Origin of the sequence: Hymenobacter aerilatus, assembly GCF_022921095.1 — a bacterium.
GTDB classification, from domain to species: domain Bacteria; phylum Bacteroidota; class Bacteroidia; order Cytophagales; family Hymenobacteraceae; genus Hymenobacter; species Hymenobacter aerilatus.
The window spans coordinates 5064836-5082394 of sequence record NZ_CP095053.1 but is presented as its reverse complement, the minus strand read 5'-3'; the positions used below and the strand labels follow the sequence as shown (position 1 = coordinate 5082394).

13 protein-coding genes are annotated in these 17559 nt (G+C 55.5%); 10 read left to right on the top strand and 3 right to left on the bottom strand.

The window, feature by feature from the left end; all coding sequences use genetic code 11:
- Positions 1-9 precede the first annotated feature (9 nt).
- On the bottom strand, positions 10-2493 hold the full coding sequence (gene galB, locus MUN82_RS21280) for a beta-galactosidase GalB (RefSeq protein ID WP_245093634.1): 2484 nt from the start codon (positions 2491-2493) through the stop codon (positions 10-12).
- A 187-nt stretch (positions 2494-2680) separates the two neighbouring features.
- Here galB and guaB point away from each other — a divergent pair, with 187 nt between their 5' ends.
- The 8 genes from guaB to MUN82_RS21240 all read left to right on the top strand — a co-directional run bounded on the left by guaB (position 2681) and on the right by MUN82_RS21240 (position 13177).
- Entirely contained in the window at positions 2681-4153 is a 1473-nt protein-coding gene (guaB, locus tag MUN82_RS21275; RefSeq protein WP_245093632.1) for an IMP dehydrogenase, read from the top strand.
- A gap of 371 nt (positions 4154-4524) precedes the next feature.
- Positions 4525-6621, top strand: a complete 2097-nt coding sequence (locus MUN82_RS21270) for a PP2C family protein-serine/threonine phosphatase (RefSeq protein WP_245093630.1) — start codon at positions 4525-4527, stop codon at positions 6619-6621.
- A 14-nt stretch (positions 6622-6635) separates the two neighbouring features.
- Entirely contained in the window at positions 6636-6965 is a 330-nt protein-coding gene (locus tag MUN82_RS21265; RefSeq protein WP_245093628.1) for an STAS domain-containing protein, read from the top strand.
- 27 nt (positions 6966-6992) lie between these two features.
- The gene (locus MUN82_RS21260) at positions 6993-7406 is read left to right on the top strand and encodes an ATP-binding protein (RefSeq protein WP_245093626.1); all 414 of its coding nucleotides are present in this window, start codon (positions 6993-6995) and stop codon (positions 7404-7406) included.
- Positions 7407-7575: 169 nt separating this feature from the next.
- Positions 7576-9930 (top strand): peptidylprolyl isomerase, encoded by a 2355-nt coding sequence (locus tag MUN82_RS21255; protein WP_245093624.1) that lies wholly within the window; start codon positions 7576-7578, stop codon positions 9928-9930.
- 232 nt (positions 9931-10162) lie between these two features.
- On the top strand, positions 10163-11551 hold the full coding sequence (locus MUN82_RS21250; protein WP_245093622.1) for a peptidylprolyl isomerase: 1389 nt from the start codon (positions 10163-10165) through the stop codon (positions 11549-11551).
- Between the two features lie 160 nt (positions 11552-11711).
- Complete coding sequence (locus MUN82_RS21245; RefSeq protein WP_245093620.1) at positions 11712-12674, top strand: AAA family ATPase; 963 nt, start codon at positions 11712-11714, stop codon at positions 12672-12674.
- A gap of 89 nt (positions 12675-12763) precedes the next feature.
- Positions 12764-13177 (top strand): hypothetical protein, encoded by a 414-nt coding sequence (locus tag MUN82_RS21240; protein WP_245093618.1) that lies wholly within the window; start codon positions 12764-12766, stop codon positions 13175-13177.
- A gap of 146 nt (positions 13178-13323) precedes the next feature.
- On the opposite strand, the gene MUN82_RS21235 is transcribed toward MUN82_RS21240, so the two are convergent.
- The gene (locus MUN82_RS21235) at positions 13324-14211 is read right to left on the bottom strand and encodes an SDR family NAD(P)-dependent oxidoreductase (protein WP_245093616.1); all 888 of its coding nucleotides are present in this window, start codon (positions 14209-14211) and stop codon (positions 13324-13326) included.
- Positions 14212-14377: 166 nt separating this feature from the next.
- Here MUN82_RS21235 and MUN82_RS21230 point away from each other — a divergent pair, with 166 nt between their 5' ends.
- Positions 14378-14971, top strand: coding sequence for a GNAT family N-acetyltransferase (locus MUN82_RS21230; protein WP_245093614.1), 594 nt, complete (start codon positions 14378-14380; stop codon positions 14969-14971).
- A 79-nt stretch (positions 14972-15050) separates the two neighbouring features.
- Here the strand turns inward: MUN82_RS21230 and MUN82_RS21225 are convergent, their stop codons facing one another.
- Positions 15051-16253, bottom strand: a complete 1203-nt coding sequence (locus MUN82_RS21225) for a lipid A deacylase (RefSeq protein ID WP_245093612.1) — start codon at positions 16251-16253, stop codon at positions 15051-15053.
- A 164-nt stretch (positions 16254-16417) separates the two neighbouring features.
- Here MUN82_RS21225 and recA point away from each other — a divergent pair, with 164 nt between their 5' ends.
- Positions 16418-17512: a recombinase RecA gene (recA, locus tag MUN82_RS21220; RefSeq protein WP_245093610.1), complete on the top strand. Its 1095-nt coding sequence runs from the start codon at positions 16418-16420 to the stop codon at positions 17510-17512.
- Positions 17513-17559 lie beyond the last annotated feature (47 nt).

Below are 17559 nucleotides of genomic sequence, written 5' to 3'. Positions count from 1 at the left end.
ACTACTCAATTACCGCACTTTCTCTGCGGCCGTTTGCAACGTCACTTCCCCACTTTTTAACCCTTTGCCGGTGGCTTGCACGCGCACGGCGCCGGGCTTACCGGTGGTTTGCACAATGGCCACTAGCTGCCCATGAAACGCGTGCATCTGTGGCGCCTGGAACGACTCTAGGGAGGTAGGGTCACCGTTGCCGATGGCCCGGAAGCTGCCCGCACCGCTTACCTTGAAGCGCAGCTGCTCGGTGGCGTCGGGGCAGAGGTTGCCCTGGGCGTCTTCTACCCGGGCGGTGATGTAGGCTTGGTCTTGGCCGTCGGCGGCTAGCTGAGTGCGGTCGGCTACTAGGCGGATGTGGTGAGGTTTGCCAGCGGTGCGTACGGTTTCTTCGGCTACGGCTTTGCCCTGGGCATCGTAGGCTACTACTTTGATGCTACCGGGTTGGTACTGCACGTCGTTCCACATCAGGCGGTTGCGGGTGCGTAGGTCGGCTGTGTTGGATTTGGTCTGGCGGCCCATGCTCTTGCCATTTACAAACAGCTCGGCCGAGGGCGAATTGGTGTAGCAGTATACGGGCGTGGTTTGACCTTCGCGGCCGGGCCAAGTCCAGTGCGGCAGCACGTGCAGGGTAGGCTGCTGGGTGTTCCAGCGGGCGCGGTAGAGGTAATACCGGTCTTTAGGCATGCCCGCCAGGTCCAGAATGCCGAAGTAGGAGCTGTGCGAGGGCCACGATTCATCATAGGGGGTAGGCTCACCCAGGTAGTCGAAGCCCGTCCACACAAACTCGCCGGCCACGTAGGGTAGCGTATCCTGCGCCGCAAACTCGATATCCGGAATCTGCGACCACACGCAGTATTCCACATCGTAGGAAGACGACTGGTTGTCGGGGTACTTTTTCTGCTTGGCCAGCTCCACCGGAAACTTGTATACCCCGCGTGAGCTAACAGTAGAGGCCGTTTCGGAGCCTAGCAAAAAGCCCTGGGGCAGCTTGCTATCGGCATCGGGGTAGAGCTGCGGCTTGTAGTTGAAGCCCGGAATATCGAGCACCGAGGCGAAGTTATTCTTGATAGCATCGCCGATGCGGTCCATGCCGGCCGTTACGGGGCGGGTAGGGTCCTCGCGGTGCACAATGTCTTGCAGACGCTTGGCGAGCTTGTTGCCGCCGGGCGCGCTCTGGTCGGGCACCTCGTTGCCGATGCTCCACATAATCACCGAGGGGTTGCTGCGGTACTGGTGCACCATGTTCACGAGGTCCTTCTCGGCCCACTCATCAAAATACTGGCTGTAGCCGTTTTTCACCTTGGGCGTTTTCCACTCGTCGAAGGACTCCACCATCAGCATAAAGCCCATTTCGTCGCAGAGCTTCACCAGTTCCGGCGCGGGCATGTTGTGGGTGGTCCGGATGGCGTCGCAGCCCAAGTCTTTCAGCAGCACCAGCTGCCGGCGCAGGGCGGCCTTGTTTACGGCTGCGCCCAGGGGCCCCAGGTCGTGGTGGTTACACACGCCTTTAAACTTGCGCGACTGCCCATTCAGGGAGAAGCCTTTGCCAGCCTCAAACTTAAAGGAGCGGATACCAAATGGTGTTTTGTATTCATCCTTCAGCACATCACCCGCATAGAGCTTGGAGGTGGCCGTATAGAGGGTAGGCGTTTCGGGCGACCAAAGCTTGGGCGCTTTCACAATCAGGTTTTGCTCGAACTCCTGCTGATCGGTAGCCGCCAGGGTAGACGAGGTAGTGGCTACTACCTGCCCGGCCGCATCGCGGATTTCAGTTTCCAAGCGCAGCGGTTGAAAGGTGTTGCCGGGCGTTTCTACCTTGGTTTTCAGCCTGACTTTGGCAAACTCGGTGTTGATTTCGGGTGTGGTGAGGTAGGTACCCCACACCGGAATGTGCACGTCGTTGCTCACGATGAGGTGTACGTTGCGGTACAGCCCCGCCCCCGGGTACCAGCGCGACGACTCCGGCTGGTTTTCCAGGCGCACGGCCAGCGTATTGTTGCCGCTGGCTTGCAGGTAATCAGTGATGTCGAAGTGAAACGAGTTGTAGCCGTAGGGCCAGCGGCCTACCTCCTTGCCGTTGATGAAGACGCGGGCATCGCTCATGGCACCGTCGAACACCAGCACCGCCCGCTTGCCCGCCCCAAAGCCCGGCACCTCCAGCTGCCGCCGGTACCACCCTACCCCCACAAAGGGTAGGCCGCCCGTGCGGCCGGTTTTCACAGTGGCCTGCTCCTCCTTGTTCTGCTCAATCTTCACCTGCTGCTTGTCGTTGTCGGCGCCAAACGGGCCGTAGATGGCCCAGTCGTGCGGTACGCGTACGGTCTGCCACTTCGCATCCCGGAAAGCCGGGGCGGCGGCGTTGGCAACCTCACCTTTCGTGAATTTCCAGTTGTCGGTGAGCAGGTAGTCTTGGTGGCTTTGGGCAAAACCGGTGACGGATGCGGAAGCAAACAGCAACACAAAACCCGCTGCGAAAGCGGGGTAATGAAAACGGGGCATAGAGACTAAGTCGGTTTAGACAAACGTTTGCGTAGCGCAAGGTAGGGGAAATCGGGCGGTCTGTTTGCACTCATGCCTCTTATTCGGAGTGGACTTGTAAGGCATCTTTCATGGTTTGATAACACGGAAGCCAACTTTTCGTCGTAGCTTTGTCCGGCAATAAGTAGCACCTAACCTTCTTGTTGCCATGGCCGACCACGCTGCCAAAATTGCCTTCGAGGCCCTCACCTACGACGACGTCCTGCTACTTCCGGCTTACTCCGAAGTATTGCCCCGCGACGCCGACACCAGCTCCCAGCTTACCCGCAACATCCGCCTGAACCTGCCCTTCATTTCGGCAGCTATGGACACCGTTACCGAAGCCGAAATGGCCATTGCCATGGCCCAGGAAGGCGGCATTGGCATGGTGCACAAAAACATGAGCATCAAGGCGCAGGCCGAGCTGGTGCGCCGCGTGAAACGCTCGGAAAGCGGCATTATTCTCGACCCTTTCACGCTGGAAGACACTGCTACCCTCGGCGACGCCAAGCAGATGATGCGCGACAACAAGATTGGCGGCATTCCGATTGTTGACGACCAGCGCCGCCTCAAGGGCATCCTCACCAACCGCGACCTGCGTTTCGAGAAAGACATGAGCCGCTCGGTATCGGAGGTGATGACCCGCGAGAAGCTGGTAACGGCCGCCGCTGGCACTGCCCTCAGCATTGCCGAAGAAATTCTGCAAGACTCGAAAGTCGAGAAGCTGCCCGTGGTGGATAAGGATGGCAAACTGGTAGGCCTGATTACGTACCGCGACATCCGCAAGCGCCGCCGCTCGCCCAACGCCTGCAAAGACGAGTTCGGCCGCCTGCGGGTAGGCGCCGCTGTAGGCGTCACGGCCGATTTGCTGGACCGCATTGCCGCGCTGGTGGAAGCCGGCGTAGACGTGGTGAGCGTAGATACGGCCCACGGCCACAGCAAAGGAGTGCTGGATGCTGTGCGCAACATCAAGCAGCAGTTTCCTACCCTGGAAGTTATTGCCGGTAACGTGGCTACCGCCGAGGGCGCTCGTGCCCTGGCCGACGCAGGCGCCGATGCCGTGAAGGTAGGCGTGGGTCCTGGCTCTATCTGCACCACTCGCATCATTGCCGGCATTGGCGTGCCACAGCTCTCGGCCGTGCTAGAAGCGGCTCGCGGCCTGGAGGGCACTGGCGTCCCGCTGATTGCCGACGGTGGTATCAAGTTTTCGGGTGATGTAGTGAAGGCTTTGGCCGCCGGCGCTTCTACCATCATGGTAGGCTCTCTGCTGGCTGGCACCGAGGAAGCCCCCGGCGAAGTGACACTGTTTGAAGGCCGCAAATACAAGAGCTACCGCGGCATGGGCTCGGTGGAAGCCATGGAAGAAGGCTCGAAAGACCGCTATTTCCAAGACGCCGAGGCCGACGTGAAAAAGCTGGTGCCCGAGGGTATCGTGGGCCGCGTGCCCTACAAAGGTCTGGCTGCCGAGGTGCTTTACCAGCTGGCTGGCGGTTTGCGGGCCGGTATGGGCTACTGTGGTGCCCCTAACATTGCTACCCTGCAACAAGCCCGGTTCACGCGCATCACGGGTGCCGGTCTGCGCGAGTCGCACCCCCACGACGTACAAATCACCCGCGAAGCTCCCAACTATAGCAGCCGCTAACGTACTACATGGCTGCTTATCTGAAGCCCGTTGTGCCGCATAGCACAACGGGCTTTTGCCTTTTCGGCTTCTCAGCCATCATTGCTCAACAAGTTCAAGGCTCGTGGATAACCGCTTACTAACGAGTCTCTACCATTTTTAAAGCTGAATACAACACGGCGTCGACAGCGCCCGGCAAACTATTCCGAACGAGTTTTCTCATCTCAGGCAGAGCTTCTATACTTGTACCGAAAATCACTAACGATTTTAGTTGCTACCGCGAGAGTGGTTAGCAGTTTTCGGCTAGCTCCGTATCTTGCCCGTCCTTTCGGCCACGCTGCTCTGTGCTCACTATAGACTGGTTGTTGGTTTTTTCCTCGTATTGCTCTCGTATGTCCCTTCGCCAGAAGCTGCAAACTGCCGTCCTACCTCTCACGATTCTGAGCTGGTTTGTGCTGCTGTATTGTACGCTGCTGGCAGCCAGCCCTACCCTAGCCGAGCAGCTGGGAAAGCCTTCTGCCTGGGTGGCGCTGGCAGCCCAGGCATGCTTTGCGGCGGGCGTATTTCTGTACCAGCGTAACCGCCCCGACCCGCTCCGCGGCACCGATTTCACGGGGCTGCTGCGGCGGCTGTTGCTGGGGCCGGGTGTGCTGGCCAGCGTGTGCGTGGGATTGCACTTGCTCGAGCGCTTTATACAGGCCGAAGCACCGAGCAACGACCGGGTTTTATTCGCGGTTATCTACACCATCAACCTGGCGCTGTTCATTATCTTTCTGGCCAGCACCAACTACACGTGGCGGTCGTTGGTATTGTTTCGGGCGCCTACCCACCTGCGGCGCGAGTGGCTCTGGTTTGAACTGCTGCTGGGTGCTACCCTACTATTTCGCTTACTAAACTGGGCCCCTACGGGCCTGCTGGCCTATCCCATGATGGGGGCCCTGGCCCTATTTGGCATTTACCTTAGCGGCAACCAGAAATGGGTGGCCTACCTCAACCGCCGCCAGAAGTGGGAGGTAGTGCTGCTGCAGGCGGGCTTGCTGCTGTGCATGGGCGTGTTTGTGGTGTACTTTCTTCGCATCGAACACGACCCCAAACTAGTGGCCCCCGCACCCCAGCACGCGTTTTTGCTGCTCACGGTGTTCTTTGCTACTTTCTACTCGCTGGTGGGCCTACTGGTCACGTTCTTCAACCTACCCACGGCGGGTGTGTTTGAGCAGAAGCGCGAAGAAATCCTGAGCCTTCAGCGCCTGACGCAGTTGATTCAGAAAGGCCAGACCGAAAAGGAAATCTACAGCACGCTGTTCGACTCGGCCGTGCAGACAGTAGGTGCCGATGCCGCCTGGCTGACCCTGGACGCTTCCGTGGATGGCTACTCGGGCCAGTATTTCAACATAGAGTCCGAGCAGAGCGCGGCCATTCATAGTTTGCTCACCGACTATAATCTGGGCCATATCGAGTACCTCAACAACGACCTCGATAATAGCAGCGGATTTCGCAGTCTGAAGCTGCCGTTTTCGTCGATGATTGTAATGCCGTTGCGCTCCACCAAACGGCGCTATGGCTCTTTGTACATGCTGAAGGACCAGCGCCACGGTTTCGACCGCGAGAACCTAGGCATTCTGCAAACTTTCACCAGCCAAACCGTGCTCAGCATTGAGAACTTGCAGCTGCTGCAAGCCTCCATCGAAAACGAGCGGGTACAGGAGGAGTTGAAGATTGCCTCAGCCGTGCAGGACAGCCTCATTCCGAAAACCCTACCCACCGATAACTGGTTTGAAATCAGCTCCTACGCGCTGGCTGCTAAAGAGGTAGGCGGCGACTTCTACGACTTTCTGCACCTACCGGGCCGACGCCTAGCCATTCTGGTAGGCGACGTATCGGGAAAGGGCGTGACGGCCGCTTTCCACGTAGCGCAGATGAAGGGCATCTTTCACGCCCTGATGCAGGAAAATCCCCTGGCTCGTAACGACCGGGAGAAGTTTCCGGTGCCTAGCCGCTTTATGGCACAGGCCAATACGGCCTTGGTTCACTGCCTGGAGAAATCATCATTCATCACCGCCTCACTCTACATCATTGACTACGAGCATGGTGGCTTTGTATTTGCCCGCGCCGGGCACTGCCACACGCTTTATTACCATTCCATCAAGGAAGAAGTGTCGTATTTCCGCACGGCGGGGCTAGGCCTGGGTATTATCCGCAACGACTCCTACGAGAAACACATCAAAAACCAGTTCTACGATTACAACCCCGGCGATGTGATGGTAGTGTATACGGATGGTATTGTGGAGGCGCGTGGGGCCCAGCAGGAGGAGTATGGCGAGGAACGGTTGCAGCGCGTGCTGGAGCGCACTTATTACCTGGAAGCAGAAGAAATCAAACAACAGATTCTGAGCGACTTATCCGAGTTCAGTCATGGACAGCCTGTGCACGACGATCAGACATTGCTGGTGATTAAATTCAAAGCAGTTCAACCTGACTTGCACTCCTAACGTAGAGCCGAGGCATGAAAATAACACAACAAGCCACTGATACATCGCTCACCCTCAGTCTGGACGGTGAGCTGGACGCCAGCTCGTCTGTGATTCTGGATACGGAGCTATCGAAACCAGAAGTTCTGGACTACCAAAAAATATTAATTGACTGTCAGCGCCTCAACTATATCTCTTCGGCTGGCTTGGGCGTTTTTATTTCCCATCTGCAACGGTTGCAGGATGCTAATGTGAAGCTCATTTTCTACAACATGCAGGAAAAGGTGCACAACGTATTTGAGATTCTCGGGCTCGACTCGCTGATGACGATAGTACCCACGCAGGCAGAAGCCGTTGCTATTTAATTTCTTTTGTCGGCGGACGCTGCTTCCATGAAAAAGGATATCCGTATTAGTTGTAACAGAGAAAACCTGAAAGTGGTACGCGACTTCGTGAACGACTATCTGGCAACTCACAACTTGTCGGATCTGCAGCTCAATCAAATTGTACTGGCTGTCGACGAGGTAGTGGCGAATCTTATAATTCATGCCAACGGGGAAGACGAATCCCGCTCTTTGTGCCTGAGTATCAATTTCGTAAATCATGCCGTAGATATTGCCATCGAAGACAGCAGCCCAGTTTCTTACCGTCCCGCTACCTTCCGTGAGCCGGACCTGAATGAGCACGTGCGCCTGGGCAAAAAAGGCGGGGTAGGCATGGCGTTGGTGAACCGCATTATGGATAGCGTGGAGTTCACTACTTCCGGCGCGCACAACGTTTGCCGGCTGCACAAGCGCGTTTCCTGAATAGAATCAGTTGAGTTTGGTACAAGAAGGCACCTTTCGCGGGGTGCCTTTTGTTTTGCGCCCGCGGGTGCCGCTCTCCACGGGCTGGGCGGGAAAAAATCCGTAAAATTGCATCGGTCCTTTCCTGCGCAACGGCGTAGGGCGTCTGTTTTAGAAGATTTATTGTTTTATGCCTAAACGCATTCTGTACGCCGGCGCTGCCTTGGCACTACTGGCCGGCTGCCAGTCTACCAAATCTCCATCGGCAACCAAGCAGCCCGTCGTCGAAACCCTGGGTACGCACCCGGTACCTGCATCGGAGTTTGCCTATGTATATCGGAAAAACAACAGCACTGCCCCCGATTTTGGTACCCGTGCCGGCGTGGATGAGTACCTGAAGCTGTATACCAACTTCAAGTTGAAAGTACTGGATGCCGAGCAGCGCGGCCTGGATACCACGCAAGCGTTCCGGCGCGAGCTGGACGGCTACCGCCAGCAGCTGGCCCAGCCCTACCTCACCGAGAAAAGCGTAACCGACCAGCTCGTGCGGGAGGCCTACGACCGCCTGAGCAAGGAAATCAACGCTTCGCACATCCTACTTAGGGTAGCGCCCGATGCCTCGCCCAAAGACACGCTGGCTGCCTATCAGAAAACGCAGGCCCTGCGCCAGCGCGTGACCAGCGGCGGTGAGAACTTTGAAACGGTAGCCCGCCAAACCTCAGAAGACCCTTCGGCCCGCGAAAATGGCGGCCGGCTGGGGTACTTCACCTCCATGCAGATGGTGTACCCGTTTGAGTCGGCAGCCTATAAAACGCCGGTGGGGCAGGTATCGGAGCCGGTGCGGACGCGTTTCGGCTACCACCTCATCAAGGTGAACGACACCCGGGCAGCGCAGGGCGAAATCAAGGTAGCCCACCTCATGATTCGGGCCACGCCCAACATGCCCGCTGCCGATTCGGCTACTGCTAAAAAGAAAATCGACGAGCTGTATAGCCGCCTTCAGCGCGGCGAGAACTGGGACAAGCTGGTAGCGCAGTTTTCGGAAGATGCCGGCTCGGCGCCCAACGGCGGCGAGATTCCCGCTTTTGGCGCGGGCCGCATGATTCCGAGCTTTGAGGAAGCCGCTTTCAAGCTGCAGAAGCCCGGCGACTTGTCGCGCCCCGTGCAAACTCCCTACGGCTGGCACGTTATCAAGCTGATTGAAAAAATGTCGGTGCCTTCGTTTGAGGCCATGCAGCCTACCCTAAAAAGTAAGGTGGCCAAGGACTCACGCTCCGAGCTGAACCACGCCGCTTTTCTCAAGCGTGTGAAAGCAGAAAATAAATTCGAAGAAAATAAAGCGGGGAAAGAGTATGCTTTCTCGAAGGCTGACACAGCCCTAGTGAATGGGCGCTTCAAGTATTCAGGTATGCAAGTGACCAAGGGGAAAGGCAAGCCAGCGGCTAACCCTACCCTGTTCACCATCAATGGCAAAACCTACCCTGCCACTGATTTCCTAGCCTACGTGGAGCAAAGCCAGCGCCCCCGCCCAGGCGACGAGCCCCAGCACGCCATGCAGGTGCTCTACGACCAATACGTGGACCAGAGCCTGACCAACTACGAGCGCGATAACCTGGAAGGCAAATACGAAGACTACCGGATGCTGGTGAAGGAATACCGCGATGGTATTCTGCTGTTTCAGCTAATGGATGAGAAAGTCTGGTCCAAGGCTATTGACGACTCGGTAGGGCTGCAAAAGTTCTTCACGGAGCACCAACAGAATTACCAGTGGGCACCACGCGTGCAAGCCACGGTTGTGAATGCAGCTTCGCCGGAGGTGTTAAAGGAAGTATTACCACTAGTGGTAGATAATTCGAAGCCCGTGACTAAGAATGGTGGTACCGGAATAGCACTTGGTCTATTGCCAACTACAAAAGGCATTCCGGCTACCATCGGATTTCAGCCGCGCACGGCCACTTTACTACCAGCCAGCCAGCCAACGCTGGAGGCGTTGGCAGACCAAATGGCCACGGATACAACGCTGATTGTATCGGTAAGCGGTCGGTTGCGGACCTCGGCAGAAGGTACACTTGCCAGAAAGCGTATTCAGCAGGTTAGAAGCTCATTAGAAGCAAAGGGAGTTCAGGCCAACCGTATCATGACGGGTACCAAAGTCGAAGGAAATAAGGCTAAAAATCTGGATCCCAATGCGGTTTATCTGAGGGGCGCAACCCGTGACCTGGCTACCATTGAGCAGCGCTTCAACGAGAAAAGCCCGCTAGCCGTTAAAATCCAACAGCGCACGTTCCAGCAGGGCGACAACAAAGCAGTGGACCAGGTATGGCAGCGCGGCCCCGGTACCTATCCCGTGCAATTGGATGGCCGCTACTACTCCGTTATCATCAAAGAGCAGCTACCTGCTGGCCCTAAGAAACTAAGCGAAACCCGCGGTCAGGCCACTTCCGACTACCAGAACTACTTAGAGCAGCAGTGGATTGAGCAACTACGCGCCCAGTATCCAGTACAGCTCAATCAGCAGGAAATTGACAAGCTGGTGACTAAATAAACCCGATTTTTCTGGATGAAAGTGGATTTCGGGGCAGTGTATGCAACGAAGCCCCACCCTTGTGGTATCCGCAACCAGTAGAGTCTACTGTGCGGCACTGGTAGCTCCACTTATGAAATCCGTTTCATCCGAAAATCCGTGATTTATGTTGAAATTTACGCGCTACTTTTTGCGTTGCTGGGTAGTGTTGTCTGACCGGCAAGTGCCGACACCAGACCTATTTACTTGCTGCATGACTCATTTTTTTCGTTTTCCGATGCGCGTGGCGCTGCTTAGCCTCGGTTTGCTGACAGTCTTTGTCACCTCTGCGTTTGCTCAATTGGGCATCGGCCGGCCCGTAGGCCGCACGGTGGTGGATGGCATCATTGTCAAGATAGACAACCAGATTATCCTGAAATCAGACTTAGATCTGGTGTATGCGCAGGAGGAAGCCCGCGCTGAGGGTAAAGCCCTACCACTCGATTTGCGCTGCAAAATCCTGCAAAGCATTGTGATGAACAAGCTGATGCTGGCCAAAGCCGAAACCGACTCGGTGGTAGTAGAAGAAAGCCAAGTAAACAGCGAACTGAACCGCCGTATGGCTTACTTCGTGCAGCAGATTGGCTCGGAGAAGAAGCTGGAAGAGTACTATAATAAGCCTCTGAAAGCCCTGAAAGATGATTTGCGCCAACAGGTGAAAGACCAATTGGTGCAGCAGAAGATGCAGGAGCAAATTGCAGGTAAAGTAACTGTGACGCCGCGCGAGGTGAAGCAGTATTTCAACCGCATCCCGAAAGACAGCCTACCCTATTTTTCTACCGAAGTAGAGGTAGGGCAGATTGTGAAGCTGGCCCAGGTGAACGACAAAGCCAAGCAGGAAGCCATGGCCAAGCTCAACGACTTGCGCGCCCGGATTCAAGGTGGTGAGAGCTTCGAGGAACTAGCCAAGCAGTACTCGCAAGACCCCGGCTCTGCAGTGCAGGGGGGCTACCTGGGCTTTTTTAAGCGCAAGGAACTGGTGCCTGAGTACGAAGCAGCTTCCCTGCGCATGGAGCCAGGGCAGTTGTCGCCGGTCGTGGAGTCGCAGTTCGGCTTTCACCTTATTCAGCTGATTGAGCGCAAAGGCGACAGCTACAGCACGCGTCACATTCTATTGAAGCCCGAAACCGGCTCGAAGGACGTGAGCGTAGCGGCCGTTCGGCTAAGCAAACTGCGCACCCGCATCCTAGCAGACAGCCTCACCTTCGCCAAAGCCGCCAAAGACGACTCGGATGACAAAGCCACTAGCGGCAGTGGCGGGCTGATTCAGAATCAGCAGAACGGTAGCACCTACATCCCACTGGATAAGATTGACCCCGCCATCTTCTTCACCATCGACACGATGAAGGTAGGCAGCATCTCGCAGCCCCTACCCTACCGCACCGAGGACGGCAAAGACGCCATGCGCCTGATCTGGCTAAAGTCGAACACCCCACCCCATCAGGCCAACCTCAAGGACGACTATCAGAAGATTGCGCAAGCAGCCCTCAACGAAAAGAAAAACAAGGCGCTGGATGAGTGGTTTGAGAAAAACCGCACCACTGTATTCATCGACGTAGACCCGCAGTACGACGAGTGCCGACTGCTGCAAAGAACGCTATAGCAATGTGCTAATGATTGATATGTTGATGTGCTGATTGCTAATGGGTTGATGGTTGATATACTACATATGTACTTCATTCAATCATCGTCAATCAGTCTACCAGTAACCAACACATCAAAGCATTAGCACATCAATAATCCATACATCAGCAAATCAATCTATGCCTTTCGCCTCCGATAAAGAAGCCGCCGACGCGCTGGCGCAATCGTACCACAAGCTGCGGCAGGAAATCGGCAAGGTGATTATTGGGCAGGATGAGGTGGTGCGTTTGGTGCTCACCGCCGTATTTGCTCAGGGCCATTGCCTGCTGGTGGGCGTGCCGGGCCTCGCCAAAACGCTGCTCATCCATACCATTGCTGAGTCGCTGGACTTGTCATTCAACCGTATCCAGTTCACGCCCGACCTGATGCCATCTGACATCGTGGGCTCGGAAACGATGAACCAGCAGCGGGACTTTCACTTTGTGCAAGGCCCAATCTTCGCCAACATCGTGCTGGCCGACGAAATCAACCGGACGCCGCCCAAAACTCAGGCGGCCTTGCTGGAAAGTATGCAGGAATATGCCGTAACGGTAGCTGGCAAGCGCTACGCGTTGGATCGGCCGTTCTTCGTGCTAGCCACCCAAAACCCCATCGAGCAGGAAGGCACCTACCCCCTACCCGAAGCGCAGCTTGACCGCTTCATGTTCAACATCGAACTGGGCTACCCTAGCTACGAGGAAGAATTGCAGGTAGTGAAGAACACCACCAGTGACCGAAAAGCTGTGGTAAGCAAAGTATTACATGCTAGCGAGATACAAGAATACCAGCAACTCGTGCGCCGCGTGCCTGTGGCTGATAACGTAGTGGAATATGCCGTAGGCCTGGTACACAAAACCCGGCCGAATACGGGCCGGGCTGCGGCCCGCGTGAATCAGCTATTGGAATGGGGCGCCGGCCCGCGCGCCTCGCAGCACCTCATTGTGGGCGCAAAGTGCAACGCCTTGCTCAACGGGAAATATTCGCCCGATATTGAGGATGTGAAGGCTGTAGCACTACCCATCTTGCGCCACCGTTTGGTGCGCAACTTCAAAGCTGAAGCTGAAGGCATTAGCATCGAGCAAATCATCAAAGAAATTCTCTAGAAATGTAGAAGTTTGAGTCTGCATAGCCACAAAGACCCTATCGCAGGCCAACTCTCAACATTCTATCCTTACCACTCAACACTTCTACCATGGAAGTCTCCGCTTACTACCAGCAGTTCGAGCGCAACGTCACCATTATTCTGGATGCCTTGGCCGCGGGCCTCGATCTGCGCACTACGGCGCTGGCTACCTCTCTGCCGCTGGAAGTATATGTGCTCTGCGAAGTGCTGAACCAGGGCGGTACCCAGTACCGCCTAACCACTGAGGGGGTAGGGCGCTTAGCTGAGTTTCAGCAGCAATACATGCAGCACGAAGACCAAACGGAAGCCACCATGCGGCGCCTGTTGGAAGATAAAAAAGCCTATATGGCAACGCCGGAAGGCCGCGTATTGCTCAAGGAAATGTTGATTCGCCGGCTGGAATACTTCAACGAAGCTGCCCGCCAGGTCAACATCATGCGTACGCAGCAGGCCCTAGGTAGCCCGGCACAATACAAACTCTAATCGCAACTTTGGCGGATTAGGTTGATTTCACAGATTCTGCTGAACGTCTTTTTATAACGACGGGAATACAGAAGCTTCCAACACAGAGGCTTTTGTATTCCCGTTATCGTTTCTACGAAACCAGATTAATCTGCTAAACCTATGCTTTATAGGTTCATGCTAGCTGCATCTTGCGGACGCACTTGGGTGTTACCGTCTTTAGCATGTTCGATGGAAAGAACGCCAGTTGGCTCCTTTGCCAGGCTGCTGGGCACCTCGTCGCCGTGGGGACCTTTGGAAATGGTAACGCCACCGTCTACAAAGTAGATAGAGCCGGTAACATAGCTAGCCTCATCCGAAGCCAGGAAGGCATACACATTGGCAACTTCCTCGGTAGTGCCACGCCGGCCCATCGGTACGCCTTGTACCGTTAGCTTTTCCATTTTAGAATCCATGGGGCCGGTTTCCTTGTGCGTCCAAGCGGTATCGATGGGGCCAGGACCCACAATGTTGGAGCGGACGCCAAACTTAGCCTGCTCCACGGCTACGCCTTTCTGAAAAGCGTGCACGAAACCTTTGGTACCACCATAAGGCGTATTCTGCGGCGCGCCCATGTGCCCCGACTCCGAGCCAGCCGACACAATGTTGCCTCGCGTCTTTTGCAAGTGCGGAATGGCAGCACGGGTCATCATAAAGTTTGAGTAGATGTTATTTTTGACCATGTACTCAAACGCCTCGATGGGATACTCATCGATAGTAGATGTGGCCGGAAATACCCCAGCATTGTTCACTAGAATATGCAGTTCCTGATACTCTGCCAAGGCAGCCTGCACACAGGCCTCGGCGGTTTGAGGATGCGATAAGTCGCCGGTGAAAGCCACGGCCCGCCCCCCGGCGCGAATAATTTCTTCTGCCACTTCGCGCACCGGGTCTTCTGCGAAACCGGCTACCACGACGGCAGCTCCTTCTTTCGCAAACTTTTTGGCAATGGCCTCGCCAATACCAGCACCGCCTCCTGTTATGATGGCCACTTTGCCTGCCAGTCTTCCTGTCATTTTCGTAAAGTAAAGCTGATAAGCATAGCTACCAGCGGGTGTATTAATGATGTAGTTGTTTTTCTAAAACGCCCCGTTACTCGTGAGGTTAGTGTGCGCTAGCAAAACATTTTGTCATCAAATTCACCGGGTTTCACGTAAGCTCCTCAGCGTTCCTCTTCCTTCTATGCCCGTTGCTGCTTCGCTGTTTGTTGCGCCGCCCCTTACTACCCTCACCACCGCGCGCCTTACACTACGCCCATACGCTCCCGCCGACGAGGAAGACTTTTTTGCGCTGCTCGACCACGAACGCCACCGCCTGCGTCCTTCTTTTCCTGCCCGCGTAGCAGCTACTACCACGCCTGCCGACGCTACTCGGGTGTTAGCCACGTTTTTAACCGATTGGCGCTCCGACCGGCTCTACGTGTTCGGTATCTGGCACACCGCTACCGCAGCCTACCTTGGTGATATCAGCCTACGCCCGCAGTCGGGCCGCACCCGCACGGCAGAAATTGGTTACTACCTTGCGCGTTCAGCCGAGGGCTGTGGCTACGCTCGTGAGGCGCTGGCCGCGGCCGGGCAGTTTGGCTTCGACATTCTGCAGGTAGCTACTCTTTCTATTCGCTGCCGGGCCAACAATCCTCGTAGCTGCGCTGTGGCCAAAGCAGTCGGGTTTCGGCAGCTCCCTACCCGCAGCCGACTGTGGCCCTTGCGCAGGCATGATGCGGAAGAAGAAATTCTGTATTTCGCGCTGACGCGGCCGATCAGTTCTGCTCAGTAAACGATACTGGCAACAAAGTCGCGTCCCAGGCTTTCCTCATTCTTACGCTACCGAGCAGCGCAAGCTTCGCCTATGACTACTATTTTCCTACCCGCACGCGGCGGCTGATATTGCCCAGTAGCCATTCCTGCCGAAAGTTTAGGTAGATACCCGCCGCAAAATCAGTTTCTCTTTCCTGAAAATCGTACACCGGCTCCACACGCACGGTAATAGCCGCCGCTTCACCCAGTGAAAAATCCCGCATCAGGCGCAGCAGCAGAATACGACGGTGCGGCTCTGTGTACGTTGGGCTATTCACTGAACGGGAAGCCGACTGATACAAATCGCCTCCCAGTGGCGATAGAAACCGTTGGCCCTGCCAGTAGCTCAGCATCACGTTGAGGTAGCGCGTCTCGGCTGTGGCATTGAGGTAGAGGCCGCTACCACGTCGGTAGGGCAGTTGGTATGTAAACGACTTGTCGAAGTAGCCTGTACCGTAGGCCTGCACCCTAAATGCTGTGGTGGGGTGGGTAGGCAGCGGGTAGCGCGCCTCTATACCCGTAGCCCCATTGAACAGCGTCTGCAACGGCCGGTTAATCGTGTCGATTTGCCCGCCGCGGTGGGTAGCTGTGAACTGCAGGGGTAGGGAAACCGCTACGGGGCTATTATTGCCAGTGAGGCGCACGGAGCCGCTGAGGCCGCCCGCAATTTGCTCCTGGTAGTTGCTGTACCGATACTGCTGCCGCTGCCAGTCCACCCACACGTCCAGCCCTACCATATCAGAAGCATAGCGATACTGCAATCCTTCCTCCAATGGTTTTAGAATAACGCGCTCGAAATTGAACAGCGGCTCGATGTACCCGTGGTTCAGATGCGGCCGGATATTTCCAAAAATGAACTCGCTGTTGCCCTTGGTATAGGTAGCCCGAAAGGTAGGCCGTACCTGCCGCACCCGGGCGTTGCCAAAATCCTTCCACAAGAACACGCCCCCTTCCAGCCGTAGATTGGACGTGGGATAATAAACCAATTGTGGGTTCAACTGCGTGCCGAACAACGTATATCCCTCGATAATAGGGTTAAAATACTCGTTGTCTTTGAAAAACGTGAATGAACGCAGGGACAGATGTAAGTCGCCAGCTACGTTTTCTTCTGTGGCCGGAGAAACTTGCTGGCTGAAAGTAAACGCCTCTTTCTTGCCTGGTGTAGTATTTGTAAACGCCCGATTATCTATCTGTGCCTGCGCTACGTTTGTGCTAACTAACAGGCTTCCAACGGCTAATATATTTAGTAAATAATTTCTCATATATTTATCGGCGCGGTGGCACGAAAAGCCAGGGTCGGGTGTTAGAAAAAGCTGCCCCAGATGAGCGCTGCCACATGTTTCAACGTGCAGTGCCGAGCTTGTCGGGCAGCCGGAAAAAGCGTAATTTTCATCAAACGTAAGTACTTTTTATAACCTACCCTCAAATGGCTGCAACCACAGAGAAAGTCGTCGCCGATCCGGCCGCTGAAAAAAGAAAGGCCCTGCAACTCACGATGGAAAAGCTGGACAAGTCGTTCGGCAAAGGCACCGTGATGAAGCTCAGCGACAACAAAGTTGTCGACATTCCGGCCATCAGCACTGGTTCGCTGGGCTTGGATATTGCACTGGGCATTGGCGGCCTGCCCAAAGGTCGTATTGTCGAGATTTACGGTCCCGAATCGTCGGGTAAGACTACCCTCACAATGCACTGCATTGCCGAAGCGCAGAAGAAAGGCGGCATCGCGGCCTTCATCGACGCCGAGCACGCTTTTGATAAGAGCTATGCCGAGAAGCTGGGCATCGACACTGAGAACCTGCTCATCGCCCAGCCCGACAACGGCGAGCAAGCCTTGGAAATTGCTGATCAGCTGATTTCCTCCGGCGCTATTGATATCTGTGTAATTGACTCCGTAGCTGCCCTGGTGCCCAAAGGCGAACTGGAAGGCGACATGGGCGACTCGAAAATGGGTCTGCACGCTCGCTTGATGTCGCAGGCACTGCGTAAGCTCACCGGTACCATCAATAAAACCGGCTGCTGCTGCATCTTCATTAACCAGTTGCGTGAGAAAATCGGTGTGATGTTCGGCAACCCCGAAACCACCACCGGTGGTAACGCTCTAAAGTTTTATGCTTCTGTACGCCTTGATATTCGCCGTATCGGCCAGATCAAGGAGGACAAAGACAACATCACTGGTAACCGTACCAAGGTGAAAGTGGTGAAGAACAAAGTAGCGCCACCCTTTAAGGTGATTGAGTTTGACATTATCTACGGCGAGGGTATCTCCAAAATCGGTGAGATTCTGGACCTGGGCGTAGACATGGGTATCATCGCCAAGTCGGGCTCGTGGTTCTCCTACAACGGTGACCGGCTAGGCCAAGGTCGTGAAGGTGTGAAGACCATCCTGCACGACAATGAGGAGCTGGCTAACGAAATCGAAAACAAGATTCGTCAGATGGTGAAGGGTGAGCCTGAAGCCGCGCTGGCTGCCATCCCCGAAGACCGCTCGGTGGACGAGGACGACGACGTGTTAGCTGAGTAGGCATTTTCCTACCCTGGCTTATATGTAGAAAGCCCCATAGCCATTGG